Source organism: Paraburkholderia phymatum, from assembly GCF_038900715.1.
In the GTDB taxonomy this organism is placed as follows: Bacteria; Pseudomonadota; Gammaproteobacteria; order Burkholderiales; family Burkholderiaceae; genus Paraburkholderia; species Paraburkholderia phymatum_A.
This window is the reverse complement of record NZ_JAYMRZ010000010.1, coordinates 282662-303154: the sequence shown is the minus strand read 5'-3', so window position 1 is coordinate 303154 and position 20493 is coordinate 282662. Positions and strand designations below refer to the sequence as shown.

The 20493-nt window shown below is 63.0% G+C and carries 16 protein-coding genes; 6 read left to right on the top strand and 10 right to left on the bottom strand.

Features of this window, described 5'->3' with window-relative positions; all coding sequences use genetic code 11:
* The first annotated feature begins 414 nt into the window (after nt 1-414).
* Nucleotides 415-1167 carry an IclR family transcriptional regulator gene (locus VSR68_RS20375; protein ID WP_342941558.1) on the top strand — a complete coding sequence of 251 codons (753 nt, stop codon included), beginning with the start codon at nt 415-417 and terminating at the stop codon, nt 1165-1167.
* A 447-nt stretch (nt 1168-1614) separates the two neighbouring features.
* A complete protein-coding gene (locus VSR68_RS20365; protein WP_342941557.1) occupies nt 1615-2541 on the top strand; it encodes an NAD(P)-dependent oxidoreductase in 927 nt (308 codons plus the stop codon).
* Nucleotides 2542-2564: 23 nt separating this feature from the next.
* Here the strand turns inward: VSR68_RS20365 and VSR68_RS20360 are convergent, their stop codons facing one another.
* The 3 genes from VSR68_RS20360 to sauS form a co-directional block, all read right to left on the bottom strand.
* Nucleotides 2565-3947, bottom strand: coding sequence for an MFS transporter (locus tag VSR68_RS20360; RefSeq protein WP_342941556.1), 1383 nt, complete (start codon nt 3945-3947; stop codon nt 2565-2567).
* A gap of 107 nt (nt 3948-4054) precedes the next feature.
* On the bottom strand, nt 4055-5725 hold the full coding sequence (locus tag VSR68_RS20355) for an AMP-binding protein (RefSeq protein WP_342941555.1): 1671 nt from the start codon (nt 5723-5725) through the stop codon (nt 4055-4057).
* On the bottom strand, nt 5722-7167 hold the full coding sequence (gene sauS / locus VSR68_RS20350; RefSeq protein ID WP_342941554.1) for an acylating sulfoacetaldehyde dehydrogenase: 1446 nt from the start codon (nt 7165-7167) through the stop codon (nt 5722-5724). Before sauS ends, VSR68_RS20355 begins: the two co-directional genes overlap by 4 nt.
* 201 nt (nt 7168-7368) lie before the next feature.
* Between sauS and VSR68_RS20345 the strand changes: the two genes are divergently transcribed.
* Nucleotides 7369-8133 carry an IclR family transcriptional regulator gene (locus VSR68_RS20345; RefSeq protein ID WP_342941553.1) on the top strand — a complete coding sequence of 255 codons (765 nt, stop codon included), beginning with the start codon at nt 7369-7371 and terminating at the stop codon, nt 8131-8133.
* Between the two features lie 54 nt (nt 8134-8187).
* On the opposite strand, the gene VSR68_RS20340 is transcribed toward VSR68_RS20345, so the two are convergent.
* Entirely contained in the window at nt 8188-9492 is a 1305-nt protein-coding gene (locus VSR68_RS20340; protein ID WP_342941552.1) for an MFS transporter, read from the bottom strand.
* Nucleotides 9493-9590: 98 nt separating this feature from the next.
* Nucleotides 9591-11246 carry a choline dehydrogenase gene (locus VSR68_RS20335; RefSeq protein ID WP_342941551.1) on the bottom strand — a complete coding sequence of 552 codons (1656 nt, stop codon included), beginning with the start codon at nt 11244-11246 and terminating at the stop codon, nt 9591-9593.
* Between the two features lie 188 nt (nt 11247-11434).
* Here VSR68_RS20335 and VSR68_RS20330 point away from each other — a divergent pair, with 188 nt between their 5' ends.
* Nucleotides 11435-12298 carry an IclR family transcriptional regulator gene (locus VSR68_RS20330; RefSeq protein WP_342941550.1) on the top strand — a complete coding sequence of 288 codons (864 nt, stop codon included), beginning with the start codon at nt 11435-11437 and terminating at the stop codon, nt 12296-12298.
* Between the two features lie 70 nt (nt 12299-12368).
* On the opposite strand, the gene VSR68_RS20325 is transcribed toward VSR68_RS20330, so the two are convergent.
* The 4 genes from VSR68_RS20325 to VSR68_RS20310 all read right to left on the bottom strand — a co-directional run bounded on the left by VSR68_RS20325 (nt 12369) and on the right by VSR68_RS20310 (nt 17550).
* Complete coding sequence (locus tag VSR68_RS20325; protein ID WP_342941549.1) at nt 12369-13814, bottom strand: amino acid permease; 1446 nt, start codon at nt 13812-13814, stop codon at nt 12369-12371.
* Nucleotides 13815-13987: 173 nt separating this feature from the next.
* Nucleotides 13988-15409 carry an FAD-binding oxidoreductase gene (locus VSR68_RS20320; RefSeq protein WP_342941548.1) on the bottom strand — a complete coding sequence of 474 codons (1422 nt, stop codon included), beginning with the start codon at nt 15407-15409 and terminating at the stop codon, nt 13988-13990.
* Nucleotides 15410-15428: 19 nt separating this feature from the next.
* A complete protein-coding gene (locus tag VSR68_RS20315; RefSeq protein WP_342941547.1) occupies nt 15429-15830 on the bottom strand; it encodes a nuclear transport factor 2 family protein in 402 nt (133 codons plus the stop codon).
* Between the two features lie 190 nt (nt 15831-16020).
* Complete coding sequence (locus tag VSR68_RS20310; RefSeq protein WP_342941546.1) at nt 16021-17550, bottom strand: PLP-dependent aminotransferase family protein; 1530 nt, start codon at nt 17548-17550, stop codon at nt 16021-16023.
* Nucleotides 17551-18128: 578 nt separating this feature from the next.
* On the opposite strand from VSR68_RS20310, the gene VSR68_RS20305 reads away from it, so the two are divergent.
* Both VSR68_RS20305 and VSR68_RS20300 read left to right on the top strand, forming a co-directional pair.
* Nucleotides 18129-18464: a GNAT family N-acetyltransferase gene (locus tag VSR68_RS20305; protein WP_342941545.1), complete on the top strand. Its 336-nt coding sequence runs from the start codon at nt 18129-18131 to the stop codon at nt 18462-18464.
* A 344-nt stretch (nt 18465-18808) separates the two neighbouring features.
* Nucleotides 18809-19189, top strand: a complete 381-nt coding sequence (locus tag VSR68_RS20300) for a lysophospholipid acyltransferase family protein (RefSeq protein WP_342941544.1) — start codon at nt 18809-18811, stop codon at nt 19187-19189.
* 740 nt (nt 19190-19929) lie between these two features.
* Here the strand turns inward: VSR68_RS20300 and VSR68_RS20295 are convergent.
* Nucleotides 19930-20445 (bottom strand): peroxiredoxin-like family protein, encoded by a 516-nt coding sequence (locus VSR68_RS20295; RefSeq protein ID WP_342941543.1) that lies wholly within the window; start codon nt 20443-20445, stop codon nt 19930-19932.
* Nucleotides 20446-20493 lie beyond the last annotated feature (48 nt).

Below are 20493 nucleotides of genomic sequence, written 5' to 3'. Positions count from 1 at the left end.
GATCATGTGCACGCGCGAACTGGGCGATCCGTTCCGGCGCGACGCGCTGTCCAGACCCGTGCGCCTGCTCGACAAGTACAAGGACTACGTCTGAACGAGCGGTCCCGCAGCGCGGCGTTCCCCGGCAGCTTCAGGCTGTGCCGGGGAACGTCGCTTGTAACGCCGCAATAACGATCACATCTTCGTCCGGGAGTCAGGGAGGCAAGCATCATGGACACGACAGGGTCGTTCGGCCCAGCAGTCGAGCCAGGAGCATCCGAAAACAGGCGCGAAACCACCACATCGGTTCGTTCCGAAATTCGAAATCGGATGGCCTCTGACGCGTCCACTTCGTGTGATTCGGACCATCCGCTCAGCCCACACGGCAAACGCATTCAGTACAATACGGCCGATCCATTTTCCGGAACGGCGGACATGAAAAAGGCTGACACTCCGACGCTGCGCGCGTTCGCTCTGCTCGAACATCTCGTCGCCGCGGACGGCCCCGTGTCGCTTGCCGACATCACGCACGACATCGATCTTCCGAAGGCGTCGCTGCATCGCATGCTGACTTCGCTCGAAGCCGGCGGCCTCGTGATCCGCGAACCGGGGCAGAAAAACGCCTACGTGATCGGCCCGCGCCTCGCGCAACTGGGGCTTGGCGTGATGATGCAGTCGAGTGCCCGGCGCCTGAGGCACGCGATTCTCGGACGCCTCGTCTCGGATCTCGGCGAGACGTGCAACCTGACGATGCTTCACGAAACAGAAGTTCTCTATCTCGATCGGATGGAGGCGCCGTGGCCGTTACGCCTCGACCTGAAGCCCGGTTCGCATGTGCCCGCCTATTGCAGCGCGAGCGGCAAGTTGCTGCTTGCGATGCTACCTCGCGAAGAGCGCGCGGCGCTCGTGCGGGCGCTGCAATTGCAGCGTTTCACCCCTAATACGCTCACCGACCCCGCATTGCTCGAAAGCGAGCTGGACCGCATCGCGCACAAGGGTATCGCTGTGGACAATGAGGAATTTGTCGTCGGAATTGCTTGCGTGGCCGCGCCTGTCAGAAACGAACAAGGGGAATGCATTGCCGCTATCGCCGTGCATGCTCCCGTGTCGCGGACGCCGCTTTCACGAGCTCTGGAATTTATTCCCCGGCTACAGGAGGCGGCGAGTGAACTCGCCAGGACGTTTTGATTCCTTGTAGCCGGCTGCTGGAGATAGCTGGTCTCGGGAATGTATTTGCTTCTGCGACGCTTCTTTTTTGACTCGCTCCGTTAGCACCAGCATTCGCGATACGCCTGCCGCCACGAAAATTACTGACGCGGATGCCCTCTGCGTCACCCGCCCCTACGTCTGCCGGTAGTGAAGATTCTGCGGGTGCGACGCCTCGGCGAAGAAGAACCGCCGCGCACCCACAAGTCCCGCCTGCTGAATCACCGAAGCCGCGCAAGTCAGCACGAACGACAGCCCGAACGCCCGCACGCTTGCGCCCGACACGATCAGTTAGAACGGCACGACGAACGCACCAGCCGATAGTCGATCCGATGATCGGCTGTCAGCCGCATGTACGCTGTCAATTCAGTCACGCGCCGTCCTGCGATAATCGTCGTTCCCTTCCCCGTCTTCTTCCAAGGAGTCACAGTGAGCGATACATCAGCCCCGGTTACGGGCGGCGCGGCACCGCGTGTCGCACGTGTTGCGTTTCTCGGCCTCGGTGTCATGGGTTATCCGATGGCAGGGCATCTGGCGAAGTCCGGCCTCGATGTGACGGTCTATAACCGCACCGCGTCGAAGGCTGCGCAATGGGCGTCGGAATATGGCGGACGCGCAGCCTCGACGCCACGCGAAGCAGCGAACGGCGCCGACCTCGTGCTCGCGTGCGTCGGCAACGACGACGATCTGCGCAGCATCGCGGTAGGTGATGATGGTGCTTTCGCCGGGATGGCGTCGGGCGCCGTCTTCATCGATCACACGACGGCCTCGGCCGATGTGGCGCGCGAACTCTTCGCGCTTGCAACGCAACGCGGCCTGCATTTCATCGATGCGCCCGTATCGGGCGGCGAAGCGGGCGCGAAGAATGGCACGCTGACCATCATGTGCGGCGGCGACGCTGACGCGTTCGAACGCACTCGGGGCACGCTGGAGCGCTACGCTGCGGCTGTCACGCTGCTCGGCCCCGCAGGTGCCGGCCAGCTCGCGAAGATGGTCAACCAGATCTGCATCGCGGGCCTGGTCCAGGGCCTGTCGGAAGCGCTGCATTTCGGCCAGCGCGCCGGGCTCGACATGGCGCGCGTGCTGGAGGTGATCGGCAAGGGCGCGGCGGCCAGCTGGCAGATGGCCAACCGCGGCCCGACCATGCTCGAAGGCAAGTTCGACTTCGGCTTTGCCGTCGACTGGATGCGCAAAGACCTCGGCATCTGCCTCGACGAAGCGAAGCGCAACGGCGCGTCGCTACCCGTCACGGCGCTCGTCGATCAGTTCTACGGCGACGTGCAGGCGCTCGGCGGCAACCGCTTCGACACGTCCAGCCTGATCTGGCGGTTGCGGAAGGTGAATCCCGCGGGCTGAGGTTCGTCGCGCACATCAACGCATCACTTGCGCCAGCGCAACGGGCGACGCAAGTGATGCCGTTCGAGCCGCAGCCCCGGCGCTGCATGCGCGAAAGCAGGCATTCCGCCCATCTCGACGCCTTCCAGACGCTCGCGCTCCTCGTCCGCCTCGACCGTCTTGCCCGTATCGATGAAACATGCCGCTATCACGCCCACGGCCAGCAGTCCCGCCGAAATCGTGAATGGCACGTTGTAGCTGCCCGTCGTCTGGATCAGATAGCCGAACACCACGGGCGACACCATCCCCGCTACGCCGAAGCCCGTGTTCATCATGCCGCCCGCCGTGCCCGCGTACTTGCCGGCGATATCGAGTGGCAACGTCCACAGCACCGGGTTCGTGATCTCCAGGAAGAAAAACGACGCCGACAGGAACCACACAGCCGTCAGCGGATTGGTGGCCGAGACCATGGGCAGCAGAAACGCGAGCGACCCGCCCATGCCGACCACCAGCACCGCGCAGCGCGCGAGACGCAGACGTCCCGTCGCCTTGTAGAGCTTGTCCGATACGACGCCGCCGAGCGTATCGCCGATCACGCCCGCGAGTAGCGGCAGCGCCGTGAAGAGCGCGAGATGCTTCAGATCGAACCCGCGCGATTCCTTCAGATACGACGGCAGCCACGTCAGATAGACCCATAGCAGCCAGCCATAGCAGAAGTCGACGAACGTGACGAGCCACATCCGGCGAATCAGCTTGCGCCACGGTGTCGCCATCCGCTTTGCACGGTCGCAGTCGCCGACGCAATAGCCGATTTCTGCCGTTTCTTCCGGCGTGATGCGCCTGTTCTGCTCCGGCGAATTGGTGAAGATGCACAGATAGAGCACGGTCCACGCGAGACTCGCGACGCCCAGCAGAATGAACGCGTCTCGCCAGCCGCCCGCCGCGACGACGGCAAGCACGAGGGGAGGCGTCACGGCGCCGCCCAGGCGCGCGAAACTGTGCGTGATGCCCTGCGCAAAGCCCCGCTCGGCCACGGGCATCCAGTACGTGAACGCGCGCGTGGCTGTCGGAAACGCGCCGCCTTCGCCGATGCCGAGCGCAAAGCGCAGCGCGACGAGCATCGCGACACTGCCGGCGAAGCCCGTCGCGAGCGTCGCCACGCCCCATATGATCGACAGCACGGTCAGCACGGCCTTGGGCCCGTACTTGTCGGACAGCCATCCGCCGATGATCTGCATCATCGCGTATGGATAGGCGAACGCGGAGAACACCAGACCGAGTTCCGCCGATGTCAACCCCATCTCATGACGGATCAACGGACCCGCCACCGCGATGTTCACGCGGTCGATGTATGAGATGAAGTACATCACGCACATGACCGCCAGAATGATGTGACGCGTCTTCACGCGCCGCGTATGCTTTTCCATGCTGTCTCCTGTGTCTCTCGTTATGGAACGCCTACGACGTCGATGGTGTGTCGATAGCCAGGGCGGATCGAGGCCGCTTCTGTGTGTGTCTCCTCGTTGCGCCGCGCTCAGGTATTCAGCAGCTTGAGCCGCTGCACCTTGCCCGACGGCCCGCGCGGCAGTTCCGTGACGAACCGGAACTCCTTCGGTGTCTTGTACCGGCCGAGTTCGCGCAAACAATGCGCACGTAGATCGGCGACATCCAGCGATACGCGCGCTTGTCCTTCTTCGAGCGCCTCTTCTTCCCGCGCGCGCGCGACGATGAACGCGACGATGTCCTGCCCATACGCGCTATCGGGCACGCCAACGGCGGCTGCATCGAGCACGCCCGGATGTCTGAGCAGCGCTTCGTCGATTTCGCGCGGCGCGATGTTTTCGCCGCCTTTGATGATCAGTTCCTTCGCACGGCCGTTGATGTAGAAGTAGCCGTCATCGTCGCGATAGCCGAGATCGCCTGTGCGCAGCCAGCCGTCCGGCGTAAACGCGGCGAGCGTGTCTTCCGGGCGCTTGTAGTAGCCGCTCATCACCTGCTCGCCGCGCAGCACGAGTTCGCCGCATTCGTGTGGCGCGCATTCGCGGCCTTGCCGGTCGATCACCTTGGCTTCCCCGCCTGAAGGCAAGCCGATGCTGCCTACCCTGCGTGCCTGTGCCTCGTACGGATTGCTGAAAATGGGCGCAGCCGTTTCCGTCATGCCCATCGTCTCGATGATGCCGATGTGAAAGCGCGACTCGAACGCACGGTGATGATCGGCGGGCAATGCCGCCGACGCGCTGCGGCAGAACTTCAGCGCCGACATGTCGTATGCGCACGGTTCGTCGCTGTTCAGCAGATATGCGACGATGGTCGGCACAACGTTGATCCATGTGCAACCGTGACGGACAGCATCGCGCCAGAACGTGCGGGCGGAGAAGCGCGGCGTCATCACGACGGAGCCCGCGTGAAAGAGCGGCGCGAGCAGCGTCACGACAAGACCGTTGATGTGATAAAGCGGCAGCGATGCGAGCACGCGATCGTCGGCGCCCAGACGATGCTCGGCCGTGATATTCGCCGAGTTGGCCAGCAGATTGCGATGCGTGAGCAATACGCCTTTCGGGGCGCCCGTCGTGCCGGATGTGTACATCAGCAGCGCGACATCGGATGCGCGCATATCGTTCGATGCGATACCCGCGTCGCCGGATTCGGCGGCGCGTTCGGCCGTTACCGTCGTGAGCCGCGCGTCGCCATCGGTAAGCGTTTCCGCGAGTGCCCGTTCCGCGCGCGGGAGCGTCGGGATTGCGGATGCATCGGGCGCGGTCTGCACGATATGGATTTCGCGCGCGAGACCCTGCGCCTGCAACTCTGCAATCGACGACTCGATCGCCTGGCGCGTATCGCGTTCGACGAACACGGCACGCGTGTCCGAATGCTCGACGATGTAGCGCAACTGCGACGGCTGGCACAACAGATTGAGGGGATGCGCAACGAGCCCGCTGTACATCGCGGCAAGCAGGAGCCGCGCGGTCTGGATGCCGTTGCTCATATAGACGGACACCGTGTCGCCCGCATGCAGGCCGGCGTCGCGAAAACGCGCTTCAAGCGCGCGGCAGTCGTCGCGCAGTTCGCCGAAGGTCAGCGCGGGGCCACGGGTGGTTGTGCCGCCGGCTCCATCTTCATCGGGACAGGCGAGCAGGAACGGCTTGTCGGGATACTGGGCGGCGCGTTCGTCGATCAGCGCACGGAGCGTCGAAGGCATATTCATCGGCCGTATCTCCGGAAGAAGTCACCGAGCAATTCGTCTGCGTCGGGCACGTGCTCCTCGATCGGATACGCGACGCGCGTGATGTTCAGATACTGGTGAAAGCCCAGATTGCTGGAGAAGTTATTGCGTCCCCAGGTGCCGCAGCCCATCGACAGCGAGAACGGCAAGCCATTGTCGAAGTTGCCACCCGTCGCCAGGCAGTGCGCCTGATTGACGATCACGCGCGAAACCGGCAGCGTCGTGCCGAGTTGGACGGCCTGCCCGGCGTCCGCGGAATGCAGGCCGACGGAATGACCCGCGCCCATATACGCATAGATGTTGCGAACGATCTCCGCAGCGGCGTCGAAGTTGCGCGCGCGATAAACCGTGAGCACGGGGGCCAGTTTCTCGCCTGAAAAAGGATGCTGCGCGCCGAAGCCCGTTTCTTCGACCATCAGGAAAGCAGGCTCGCGCATCGCGATTTCGTCGAGACCGGCCAGGCGCGCTATCGTCTGCGCCGGACGCGCGGTGCATTGCGCAGACAACTTGCCGTCGTGCCACATCGCGGCCTGCAGCTTCGCTTTTTGCGCTTCGTCGAGCAGCACGCCGCCGCACGAGATCAATTCGTCGAGCATCGGCCGATAGACAGCTTCTTCGATCACGACACTGTTTTCCGATGAACAGCTGGTCGCGTTATCGAAGGTTTTCGAACGCGCGATCTTGTGCGCCGCATCGCGCAGATCAGCCGACGCCGTGACGAGCGACGCGACATTGCCAGCACCGACACCGAAGGCGGGCGTGCCGCTCGCATACGCCATCCGCACGTTCGCCTGGGAGCCCGTCGCCACCACGAGATCGCATTGCCGCATCAGCTCCGCCGTCGCCGCCTTGCTGATGGGGGCGGGCAGCATCTGCACGAGATCAGTCGAAAGTCCCGCTTTTGCGAGCTGCGTGTGGATGAAGCCGATCAGCAGCGCGCACGACGAATACCCTTTCGGTGACGGCGCGACGATCACTGCATTGCCGCATTTGAGCGCATTGACGACCTTGTTCGCGGGCGTCGCAGCGGGATTGGTCGACGGCGTGATGGCTGCCACCACGCCCACCGCTCGCGCGATTTCTACGATGCCCTTCGACGCATCGCGCGCGATCACGCCAGTCGTCGTTTGATCGTGCAAATCGCGCAGCAGGCCGAGCGTCTTGCGAAAGTTCTTGCGAAACTTGTCGTCGGCGTTGCCGAGGCCCGTGTCCTGTACCGATAGTTCAGCCAGTTGCCGGTTGCGCGCAGGCTCCATGATCGCCCACGCGGCAGCGGCGGCAGCCATATCGAGTGCTTCCTGTCCCGCGTTTTCGAACTCCCGCTGTGCGGCGCGGGCGCGTTGGACTTGCGCCGCGACTGCTCGCCGGACGTCGGCGTCCTGTTGTTCGCCCATCACTTCGGCGGATGTGGCTCTGACATTCATACGGTTTGCTCCGACTGGAAAGATTGGCTGTGAAGTGAATCTAGCCAGCCTTGGGAACCGCGTAGTCCCGTTTTCCAAACGATCCTTTACTGCGTGGTCCTGAGAATCGGAAAATGTGAAATTCGGGACTTTCCATAGTCCCGAAAACCGTATGAATCGATACAAAATCAATCCTGTCCACAAGAAGCACAGGGAGACAGGATGTCGACTTCGAATCAATCGAATGCGGCAGCCGTGCGCGCGTTTCGCGTACTGGAGACGCTCGCAGAAGCGGGCCAGCCTCTATCGATGATGGATCTCGTCAATGCGCTCGGACTGCCGAAGCAGACCGTGCATCGGATCCTCGTGCAACTGATGGATGCATGGCTCGTCACGCGCAGCGCGGGAAGCCGTCTCTACGAATGCTCGCCGCGCGTGCGCACGCTCGCCGTCAATGTGCTGATGCACGCCGGACCAGCCGCCGCGCGCCATGTGCTGCTCGAACAGCTGGTCGCAAAGGTCGGCGAGACCTGCAATCTGACGATGCTTGCCGGCAACGATGTCGTGTACGTGGATCGCGTCGAAACCGAGTGGCCACTACGAATGCACTTGCAACCGGGCTCGCACGTGCCGCTGCACTGCTCGGCGAGCGGCAAGCTTCTGCTCAGCTTTCTTCCGAAGGAACGGCGCGAGCGGATGATCGATACGCTGCCGCTGCGCGCATATTCGGAGCGCACGATCACCGATCGCGATGCGCTGCGGCAGGAGTTGATGACCACACGCAGGCGGTTGCTCGCGATCAACGACCAGGAGCATCTGCAAGGGCTGATCGCGATTGCCGTCCCGGTCATGCTCGATCGCAACCGCGCGTGCGCGGCGATTGCGGTGCAGGCACCCGTCGGCCGCGTGACGCTCGACGACCTGTTGTTGTTCGTGCCCGACCTGCGCCATGCGGCCGACGAAACAGCGAAGACGTTTCGCGAGTGAGCGGAGGGTCGCCCGGCACGCGCTGCGCCCGCCCCGCTCCGCCTGACCCGACCTTCAGTGCGCGCTTGCCGGCGCGCCGTACGCCACTGCGCGGCGCTCGATCGCGCGCGCGGACCATGCCGACACCAGCGCCGACAGCATCACATACGCGCAGACCATCCACGGCTTGCCCTCGTTGATGCGCAGCAATGCCGTGGCGACGATCGGCGTCAGCCCGCTCGCGAAGATGCCCGAGAACTGATAGACGAACGAGATGCCCGTATAGCGCACCTTTGCATCGAACAGTTCGGCAAACAGTGCCGCTTCGGGGCCATACACCATCGCGTAGAAGATTCCGAACGGCACCACGATCGCGAGCCAGATCATCAGCGTGCTCGTCGGCTGCGTCTCGATCAGCCAGAACGCGGGCAGCACCGAAAGTCCGCAGATCAGCGAGCCCCAGCGATACACGCGCGTTCGCCCGATCCGGTCGGAGAGCGCGCCGAAAAGCGGTATGAAGAAGCACATCACGATGGCCGCGATCATCACGCCGAGCAGCGCGTCGGTACGGCTCATCGACACGTGCTGCGTCAGATAGCCGATCGAGAAGACGGCGAAGATGTTGAAGAACACGCCGTCGATATAGCGTGCGCCCATGCCGAGCATGACCGCGCCGCGATAGCGGCTCATCATGTCGACAAACGGAATCTTCGCTTCGCGGCGGCTGCGTTTGAGCGCGAGAAACTCGGGCGTTTCCATCACCTTCAGACGAATGTACAGACCGATCAGCACGAGCAGCAGCGACGCGCCGAACGCGATGCGCCAGCCCCACGCGAAGAACGATGCTTCGGGCAAGAGCCGCGAGACGCCCGCCACCATGCCGGATGCGAGACACAGCCCGATCGACAGGCCGATCTGCGGCAAGCTCGCATACAGCCCACGCTTGCGCGGCGGCGCGTATTCGTAGGCCATCAGCACCGCGCCGCCCCACTCGCCGCCAAGGCCGATGCCTTGCAGCACGCGCAGCGTCAGCAGAAGGATCGGCGCCCAGATGCCGATCTGCGCGTAAGTCGGCACGAACGCGACGCCTGCCGTCGACACGCCCATGATCACCAGCGTGAGAATCAGCGCGGACTTGCGCCCGACGCGGTCGCCGAAGTGGCCGAACAGCACGCCGCCGAGCGGCCGCGTGACGAAGCCGACTGCGAAGGTCGTATAGGCGAGCATCGTGGACACGAGCGAATCGCCGGCGGGGAAATAGAGCCGGTTGAAGACGATGCCGGCGACGACGCCGTACAGAAAGAAGTCATACCATTCGACGGTCGCGCCTATCACGCTGGCGAGTGCGACACGACGGACGACGCGCTGATCGATTGCCATAGCTGCTCCTCCATAGAACGGCCGTGCTGCCCTTGCACGGCGGCATTAGCAAAGACCCTCGTGGTCTCCTCCCGGGCCCGACGCTGCAACGCTGTAAATCAGGCGGCGACTTCCGCTGGCACGTTCGCGCGATCGTGGAGACGGGATGTGCGCGTGTCGTCGAGAATCATGTCGGACGCTTTTTCCGCGACCATCACGATCGGCACGTTTGTATTGCCGGAGACGAGCGTCGGCATGATCGAGCAATCGACGACACGCAGCCCGCGTGTGCCGTACACGCGCAGGCGTTCGTCGACCACCGCGAGCGGATCGTCGATCGTGCCCATCTTCGCCGTGCCCGATGGATGAAAAATCGTCTGCCCATACTCGCGGCAAAACTGCAGCAGTTCGTCGTCCGTCTGCGCGTCCGCGCCCGGGCGCACTTCGCGCTTCAACAGCGCGGCCATCGGCTGCGTGGCGGCGACGCGCCGCGCAAAGCGCACGCCAGCGACGGCCGTGCGCCGGTCGAGATCGGTGGCGAGATAGTTCGGCTGGATCGACGGCGCTTCGAGCGAATTCGTCGAGCGGATACGCACCGCGCCGCGCGATTCAGGCCGCAACTGGCAGACCGAATACGTGCAGCCGGGGAATGCGTGCACGTCGCCGCCGGCAGAATCGGCGGAGAGCGTCGAGAAGTGGAACTGGATATCGGGCGTCTTCGCTTCGTCAGGCAACGCGCGGCAGAACATGCCGCCCTGGTTGATGCCGACGGCGAGCGGTCCGCCGCGAAACAGCGCCCATTGCAGGCCCATCTTTGCGCGGCCCGTCCATGAGCGAAGCTGGTCGTTGGTGGTGATCGGCTTCGTGACCTCGTAGATCAGCCGGATCTGCAGATGGTCTTGCAGGTTTTCGCCGACGCCTGCGCGAGCGGCCACGACGGGAATGCCATGCTCTTGCAGCAGCGCCGCCGGGCCGACGCCCGACAGTTGCAGCAGCTGCGGCGACTGCAATGCGCCCGCCGCCAGTATCACCTCGCGATCCGCATGCACTTCACGCGCCTCGCCGCGCTGCACGTATTGAATGCCCATTGCGCGCGTGCCGTCGAACAGAATCTTCGAGGCCTGCGCATCCGTTTCAACGTGCAGATTCGCGCGCTGCCGAGCAGGTTTCAGATAGGCGACGGCTGTCGAGCAACGCAAGCCGCGGCGTGTCGTCAACTGGTAGTAGGCGACGCCTTCCTGGTCGCCCGTGTTGAAGTCGTCGACGGTGCGCATGCCGAGCCGGTTCGACGCGGCGATGAACGCATCGACGAGTTCATGACGCTGCCGGATCGTCGACGCCCACAGCGGCCCATCGACTCCGCGCGTCGGCCCCTCGCCCAGCTCGTTGTGTTCGAGCCGACGAAAGTACGGTAAGCATTCTTCCCAGCTCCAGCCGCGATTGCCGAGCGCGGCCCAGCGATCGTAGTCCTCCTTCTGCCCACGCACGTAGATGAGGCCGTTGATCGAACTGCATCCGCCAAGCGTGCGGCCACGCGGCCAATACAGCTTGCGGTTGTTCATGTTCGGATCGGGGTCTGTATAGAAGCCCCAGTTGTAGACTGGATGAAACATCGTCTTGCCGTAGCCGATCGGGATGTGAATCCACGCATAGCGATCGGTGGGACCCGCTTCGAGCAGACAGACGGAATAGCGCCCGTCTTCCGACAGACGGTTGGCGAGCACGCAGCCGGCCGAACCGGCGCCGACGACGACAAAGTCGAAACGACGTGGCATAGCAAATGTCTCCCGCAGTCTCCAGCCTGGTTTGCTCGCGTGTTCTGGTGAAACCAAAAAACCGGAATGTTTCGTGTAAATTTATTGACAGAAGGCACCGACTTCAAGGGAACGGCGATAGCATCGTCGAATCTGGTACAGCAATCGAACTTTTTGTTTCACTTTGCACGTCCGAACTGGGGTCCCGAATGCGAAACGACACCGCGCTGCCGCCGAACGATCCGCTGCATGACAACACGCGCGTGCTGCGTCCGCTCGCCGTGCTCGAACAACTGGCTTCGGCGGGACAGCCGTTCTCGCTGTCGCAATTGTCCGTACGGCTGCATATTCCGAAGGCCACGCTGATGCGGCTCATCGAATCGCTCGAGACACAGGGGTATGTCACTCACATGCCGGATTCGCGCGGCGCGGAGCGCGCGATCGCACTCGGTCCGCGCGCCGCGCGCCTTGCGCTCGCCACGCTTGCGAACAACACGTTCACACGCGCATGCCGTTCGCTGTTGCGCTCGCTTGTCGACGCGCTCGGCGAAACGTGCAACCTGACGGCACTCGACGGCGACACGGTGCTGTATATCGAGCGCGTGGAAACGGCCGAGCCGTTGCGGCTGCACATGCAGCCCGGCACGCACGTGCCGCTGCACTGCACCGCGAGCGGCAAGCTGTTTCTCTCGCAGATGCCGCTGGCCGAGCGGCGGCTCGCCGTGTCGCGTCTGACGCTCAAGCGCATGACGTATCGCACGCTGACGGACCGCAGCCTGCTCGAGACCGAACTCGATCGGCTTGGCGTGCGCGGGATCGGTATCGACAACGAGGAATTCGTCCGGGGGATGGTTGCCATCGCAGTGCCCGTGAGAGATGCCGCGAATGGCAATGTGCTGGCGGCGCTGGCCGTTCATGCGCCGACCGCGCGCGCGAATCTCAGCGACTTGCTGGAGGCCGTACCGAAGATGAAGGAGACGGCATTGGCGATCGCGCCGTTGCTACAGTCTGCCGGGACGCTATCGTGCAAAGGCGTTGAAGAATCTTCGGATCAGCACGCAACGTCGCTTTGAGAATCAGCGGATGCGACATGGCCCCGGGCGCCTGAAAGTGCCCGGGGCCGCTTCTGTCTGAGTTTCCGCTTCAATACCGCCGGCCGGAAACGCGCATCCGTTCAGTATCGATCGAATGCTGCGCATGGCCGACATCCTTGCGCCAGCGGCCGCGCTGCCAGTAGACCGCGATCAGCACCGCGAGACTGACCACACCGAACCACAGCGGCTTGCGCTGATCAGGAATGAACGCCATTGCCACGATGATCGCGCCCATGCCGATGATCGCGAACCACGTCAGATACGGGTAGCACCACATCTTCACGCGCAGCTTGCCAGGCGCCTCCCGTTCGAGCCGGGCACGCAGTTTCAGTTGCGACAGCGCGATCAGCACATACACGAAGATCGCGACGGTGCCATACGAATTGACGAGAAACGCGAACACCGTATCAGGCGAGACATACGACATCACCACCGACGCGTAGCCAAACAACGTGCCGATCAGAATCGCGCGCACAGGCACGCCGCGACGGTTGACCTTCGCGAGCGAGCGCGGTGCATCGCCGCGGCGCGTCAGCGCGAACATCATCCGCGACGCGGCATAGAGGCCCGAGTTCAGCGCGGACAGCACTGCCGTCAGGATGATCGCGTTCATCAGATGCGCGGCAGCGGGAATGTGCATTGCTTCCAGCGCGCTCACATACGGCGTCGACATCGCCGGTGAATTCCACGGCACGATCGCGACGACGAGCAGGATCGAGCCCGCGTAGAACACCAGCACGCGCGTGATCACCGAGTTGGTCGCTTTGGCCACGGCGCGTTCGGGCTCGCGTGCTTCGGCTGCTGCAATCGTGACGATCTCCGCACCGAAGTAGAAGCCCGTTGCCGCGACGGCGCCGCTCAGCACCGGGCCGATGCCCTTCGGCATGAAGCCGCCGTGCGCCGCGATCTGCGCAATGGGCGACGCCGCATGATTCGCGTGCGGCCACATGCCGAGCACGAACAGCGTGCCGACGAACAGGAACACGATGATGGCCGCCACTTTCACCGACGCGAACCAGAACTCGAACTCACCATAACTGCCGACGGAAATCAGATTGGTGAGCGTCAGCACGAGCAGCAGCGCAAGCCCGATGGCCCATGCCGGCACCTGCGGCAGCCAGAACTGCACAAGGTGTGCACCCGCCACTGTCTCGACGGCGACGACGATGACCCAGAAGTACCAGTACATCCAGCCCGTCAGAAAGCCGGCCAGTTCGCCCGATGGCTTGCGCTCGCCGAACGCGAGCCGCGCATACTCGTAGAAAGAACCGACGGCGGGCATCGCGGACGCCATTTCACCGAGCATCCGCATCACGAGCACGACGAGGCCGCCCGTCAGCAGGAACGACAAGATCGCAGCGGGGCCTGCCTGCTGGATCACCACGCCGCTTCCCACAAAAAGCCCTGCTCCGATCACGCCGCCTAGCGCGATCATCGTCATGTGCCTTTGCTTCAGACTGCACTTCAGTTGACTGCCATTTTCCGCGTGCTGCATGTCACCTCCGTATCCGTTCAGGACGGCGCACGCGGGCCGCATCGGCCCGCCTGTACTGCTGCGCCGCGTCGGCGCGCGCGGACGCCGGATGACTCCGGCTGCCCGCCGCATCCCGCTGAAGACGTAGTTGTGTGAAGAAAGAATGCGCGTTTCGTGTCCCGCTCGAGCCGCGCCTAACGCTGCTCGTCGCGCAGGAAATACCAGTGGTACAGCATGCGCTGGCCGACGCGCCTGAACGGCGCGAACATGTGCGGGGGCAGCGGCGACGTGAAGATGGGCAGTGTCTGCTGCGCGCCCTTGCCTGCAATGCGCTCGGCAAGCCGCCGACCCGCCTGCGACGAATACGACACGCCATTGCCCCCATAACCGAGCGCGTAGAACACCGATTCCTTCGGATCGGGCTGGAACACGCGCGGCATCATGTCATGGCTCACGTCGACCCAACCCCACCACGAGTAATCGATATCGATGCCCTGCAGCGCCGGAAACTTGCGCTGCAAGCCGTGCACGAGCAACTCGTAGTGCTGGGGGTTCGGCGCGTCGCGGCCCGTGATCGCGCTGCGGCTGCCGATTTGCACGCGGTTGTCAGGCAGCAGACGGTAATAGAAGCGCAGCGTGCGCGTGTCGGTGAGCACCTGGTGCGTGCGGAAATTGCAAGCGTCCAGTTCGGCTTTCGTGAGCGGACGCGTCACCATCGAGTTCGACAGGATCGGCATCACCTTGCTGTGCAGCGACGGATGCAGCCCCGGCGCGGTATAGGCCCCCGTCGCGATGCCGACCGCGCGCGCCCGCACGATGCCGCCCGGCGTGCGCAGGTGATGCACGCCCTTGACCGTTTCCCACCCTATGACGGGACTCGCCGGATGCACTTTCGCGCCCGCTTCGCGCGCGAGCCGCACGTAGCCATAAGCCAGCTTCAGCGGATGAATGCCGATGCCTTCGGGTTCATGCAGTGCGCCCGCTGCTTCCGCATCGTTCACGTACTCGCTGCGAAACGCTTCCGCGCTCATCAGCTCGGACGTATAGCCGAACACGTCCTTCCACACCTTCGCTTCTGCAGCGAGCTTTTCCATGATGCGCGGCCGATGCGCAATCAGAAAATGGCCGCCCGGCTGCGGATCGCAATCGATCATCGCGACCAACGACTTGAACGTCTCGAAGCCCTGCGTAATTTCGTCGTGCATCTTGAGTGCGACGTCCTTGCCCCAGCGCTCGACCCATTGCGAGCGCGACAGACGCCCCGACGCGTTCTGCCCCTGGCCTCCGTTGCGGCTGCTGCATCCCCAACTGACGCGGTTCGCTTCGAGCACGACAGCCTTGATGCCGTGCTCGCGCGCAAGAAAGAGCGCCGTGCACAGGCCCGTGTAGCCGCCGCCGATGATCGCCACGTCGACGTCCATGTCCTGCGTAACGGGACCGTCGTCGGGCGGCGCCGTGCCCGCCGTCGCGGCCCAGTACGTCGGCGCGTACTGCTTGCCCTGGCCGGGGCCGGGTGAAACGAGCGGATCGTAGGTCGGGTCGTAACGGGTGTCGTTGCCGTCCGTGCGCCCGAACGAGGAATCCGCGCCCTCAAGATGAATCACACCGTGTTTCATGCGACTCTCCTCATCGACATCACGCGACTTGCTTCGGACGTTCCTTGCGGAACGCGCGCTTGACTGCAATCAGCCCATCGCGGAACTCGAAAAGATCGCAACCTTCGGCCTCGATGCGCCAGCCCTCCGCATGCGTGCCGCTGAACACCCATTCGGATACGCCTCGCTCGCCCACGACGCAGTGCCTGCCATGGCCCCAATGCGCATCGGGGAAGGTCTTGAAGACGGCTTCGAAGGCCGCGCGCACGGCGTCTTTTCCGACGAAGCGCGTGCCGTAGACCTCGTTCCCGCCAGCGGCATCGAAGATGCAATCGCCCGTCATGAACTCCATGAGCGCGTCGGCGTCGTGGCGGTTGAATGCATCGGAAAAGGCGGCGAGCGTATCCGCGCTGACGGACGCTGTCCTGAGCGTGTCTGACATACCGTGTCTCCTGTTAGATGACTTCTTGGGCCACGCGACGCCTTATCGCGTACGTGGCATCCTCAGTCGACACGGTAGATAATGCCCGCCTTGCGCGGTAGTTCCAGTTGGCGGCTTTCGCCTGGGCCAGCAGAAGTAGAAGCGGCCATGTCGATGCCGGTGCAATGCCAGCATCAGCGGATGCGTGCGTTCAGGCGCGCGCCCGCGGCTTGTGCTCGCGAATGACACGCGCCAGCGCCTGCACGCCGGCGTCGATCTTCTCCGGCTTGATCGCTGAAAAGCCCATGCGAAAGCACTGCTGCCGCTCGAGCCCTTTCATGAAGAACACATTGCCGGGTTCGATCAGAACGCCATGTGCCTGCGCGTCCTCGGCAAGACGCGTCGCGTCGAGCCAGGGTTCGCCTTCGACCCAGCATGATGCGCCGCCCGTGACGGGCACATAGCGCGCTTCGGGCATGTGCGCATCGATTGAGGCCATCAGCAGTTGCGCGCGCGCGCGGTACGCGTGCGCGAGCTTGCGCAGCAGCGTGTCGTGATGCCCGAGCGCAAGGAAATTCGCAAACGCCCGCTGGATATACGCGGCAGGATGGCGAACCATCAGACGCCGCAACGCGCGCAGTTCGCGAATCAGATCGCGCGGCCCCACCACATAGCCCAGGCGCAAGCCGGGCGCAAAGGTCTTCGTCAGGCTGCCGATGTAGATCACGCGGTCCGCCGTATCGAGGCTTTTCAATGCCGGATGTGGCGCGCCCGAGAAATTGTTTTCGCTCTCGTAGTCGTCTTCGATTACGACGAAATCGTGCTGCTGCGCGAGATCGAGCAGCGCCTGGCGTCGTTCGAGCGGCATCGTCGCAGTCGTCGGACATTGGTGGCTTGGCGTCACGTACACGTAGTCGCACTGCGCGAGCACGTCGCGGTCTTCGTCGGTGCGAACGCCACCGGCATCGATAGGCAGCGGCAACAGCCGCGCGTTGCGGTTCAGCAGGATATTGCGCGCATCGGGATAGCCGGGGTTCTCGAAACCAACCGTGGTCCACTCATTCGCGAGCAGATCCGCGACGAGATAAAGCGCCTGTTGGGCGCCAATCGTCACGACGATCTCGTCGGGTTTCGCGAACACGCCGCGCCTGGGAAGCACGCGCGTGCAGATCTGCTGGATCAGCGTCTCGTCGTCGCGTTCGATCAGATCGGGCGCCCAGTTGCGAATCTCCATCACGGAGAGCGCCTTGATGCAGCACTCGCGCCAATCGTTGGTCGGAAAGAGTGTCTGATCGAACTGTCCATAGATGAACGGGAACTGATAGCTCTGCCAGTTGCCGGGCTTCACGATGTTGCGCTGCATCGACGGCGGACGCGACACGCGCTGACGCCAGTCGGGACGCACGACATCGGTGACGCTCGGCGCGTTCGCGGCCTGTATCGACACGAAGTCATGTTGCCCTTCCAGCATCGCCGGATTCACGAAATGGCCGCTGCGCTCACGCGAAATCAGATAGCCCTCTTCGACAAGTTGCTGATACGCAAGCACGACCGTATTGCGCGCAACACCAAGCTGATCGGCCAGTTCACGGCTCGACGGCAACGCACTGTCGGGCATCAACTGGCCGTCGAGAATCGCGGCGACGAGCATCTGGCGAATCTGCCCTTGCAGGCTCATGGTCGACTCGGTCGACCGCTGGAAACGTTGGGTCCAAAGCGCCGGCGAGGTCCGGCTGGGCATGTTTTCTCCTGATGTGCGGCGCGTGGTGCGCGCGGTGCGAGGGACGCTCCGACTGCGCGCTTCCGCCAGATCGGCACCGGATGACAGCGGCTCCTCAGCTGAGAACCAGTCGCCGGACTGCGGGAAAACCCGCCGGGCGATGTCAACGTGGACTCAACGATCGGCAGCGTCTGGCTCCAATTGCTACCGTTTTAATGACGATACTCGAATCAACCCGTTTCGGGCGATTGGGACAAGCCCCCGTCGATAAGAACGGGATTTGCGTGCCACGCGCGCAATCTTCGGGAGACATGCTATGGAACGCCTTCGTACCCCGCATGTTTTTCTGCTTTCCAGACGTACTGCATCTCTGCTGCAATGCCTGTTACCCTCGCAATACAATCTGCTTGCGCGCGCACCAAGCCGGGACGCGCCATTAGCGCGTTTCGCGATGCGCCAGAAATCCAGAGGCATTACGACACCCTGCAGCGCGCGTCCCATCGTATGTGAGATGACTTGTTCGCCGGCCGTTTTTGCGCGACGATGCAAAGTAGTACGGTTGTCCACCGAAAATTTCGATCGCCCACAGCTAATCGCGTATGCGCACATTCATCTTCAAGGATCGCGCGGCTCATGTGATCATCATCGAGATTGACGACGACGGGAATCGCGCGGTGGCATCGCACCGCGGGGAGCCGGTTGGGTGGATCGAGTTCGAACATTGCTCGAACTCGTCCGCCAAGGCGCCGGTCACGTTGCTTGATGCCTATGTCGTGCCTGGGTATAGAAGAAACGGAATCGCCCATACGTTGATTGCTTATGTGAGCGGCGAAATAGGAGGGCCGATCCGGATCGGTGTTCCCACACGCTCCGGCAGCGCCGAGTTCGACACGTTGTGCAGCAATCTCATGCATGAGGGATTGCTCGTTCGTTAAGGTGTTTGAACACAAACCGATATTGTCCTGTGCCAAGTGGCGACGCTACCGACACTCCAACCGCTCCAGCACGTCGTTACGCAACATAACTTCACGGCTGTCAGCGAGAATGTTTTTTGCGACTAGCTGATTGAGGAGCCGACCAGCGTATTCCATCAGGGACACCAGGCCGAACGCCCGACATCAAAGTCCGGATGTATGGCCGCAATCAACGCCTACGAACCATCGCTCACCGCAAGCCTGGCAAACCGGGGGCGTCCATGTATGACTGTCAGGTTTTTATGCAACTTTTCAGAGTCCTCGCGAGCGCATAGGCTTTTGCTGATCGATTCCAGGCGGCGCTTTTGTTCCGCTATTCGTCGTTCGCGTCGATCATGCCAAGTTTGTCTATCGGCCTGGTCTGTGCCGAGCGAAGTGATACCCTGCTCTTCTTTCCCGAAGGCACGTTCACGCGCTCTGCCGGTCTCGCCTCATTTCATCTTGGCGCGTTCCGTGTCGCATGCCTCGCGCAGCGCCCTGTCGTGCCGATTGCGTTGCATGGTGCGCGGGCGGTATTGCGTGACGGTCAGTGGCTGCCGCGCCGTGGCGGCATTACTGTCACGGTGCTCCCTCCGATCCGCCCCGACGGCAACGACTTCAGAGCCATGACGCGACTGCGCGACCGTGTGCATGCTGCCATCCTCGCTCACTGCGGCGAGCCCAGCCTGCAGACTTACGCAGACTGACCGCTGACGCCCGTCAATAGCCGACGGCAGCCGCCGTAGCCGATGATCACTGTGAGCGGCGCGAAAAAGCGAGGGTTTGTGCGCACTATTTCATGTCACTGCCCCCGTGCCGCATCGAGCGCGAGGGTCCTTGCGTCCTCTGGACATGCTTCGACGCACAATGGCCTGATCGTCAGCATATCTATGCTTTCCCTCTATCGAAATTCCAGATATCCCGCCGGCGCAAACCACGAAAACACCGGAATGCGTGTTGCCGAGCGCGCCCGACGTTCGCCTATCGGTAACACAAACGGGCAGCGTCAGCGAGGCACTTTTGATAGTCCTCCTGGCAATTCTGAGCACACCGCCTCTGTTGTTCCGCTACGCCGTCTCGCTCATTCGTCCGCCCGGAAGCGGTGCACTGACATCGCGCCAATGTCGAATTACATGTGCTAGCCTGGACGGACACACAGAGTTGGTCGACTTTCGCGTGCACGTTGAAAGAGCGCGCCCCGAAGACCAACAGGATCGCGCTGACGATCAGCATGTGTATGCGCATGTTCGTCTGCCACCACATGGTCAAGGTTCTCACCCGAATCTTTCGCCCGGACCGCGCTGCGGTTCCCGGCACCGACGTTCGCCGCCTGCGTCTCCGGAACGCGCTGCGCTGTCTGCCAAGACTACTCAGCAATTGTCACTGTCGATAACGATCCTACGGAACATCGCATAAAGCTTATGCCAGGCTTGTCCTGACCGCATCGCTACGCTTCGCCACGGGCCGGATATCCGTTCTTTACTACGAAATCAATCGCACTCAGCACATCACCAAAATGCGGGCGCGCAAAGGGCATCGAGATGACGGACGACGCGTAGAGCGTGCCGTCCGGCTTGATCAGAAACAGGCCAGGCTCAAAGAATTCGGCAGGCTCGGACTCTTTGATCGCGTGGGAGACAAAGAGCCCCCAGTTCCGCGCCTCACTATCCGGAAAGCCATAGCCCACCGCCAACTCGGGCAGCCCCCATTTCTCGCAGCTCTGTTGCGCGCGCTCCCTCGTGTCGCCACTGATGGCCACTACGTCGACACCGCGACGCGTGAATTCGCTCAGTTTTTTGTCGAGTTCTGCGATGTACGTCTTGCAGATGGGGCAGTGGAACCCCCGATAGAAGACGATCATCGTGAACTGCTCAGGGCGCCGCTCGGCAAGTTGCCAGGACGATCCGTTCGTCATCGCCACATTCAGCGCGGGGACAGGGGCGCGAGGTTTCAAATCAGACATAACTAGCTCCCTCAAATCGAGCGCGATACGTCAGCGCTGTCGCAAATT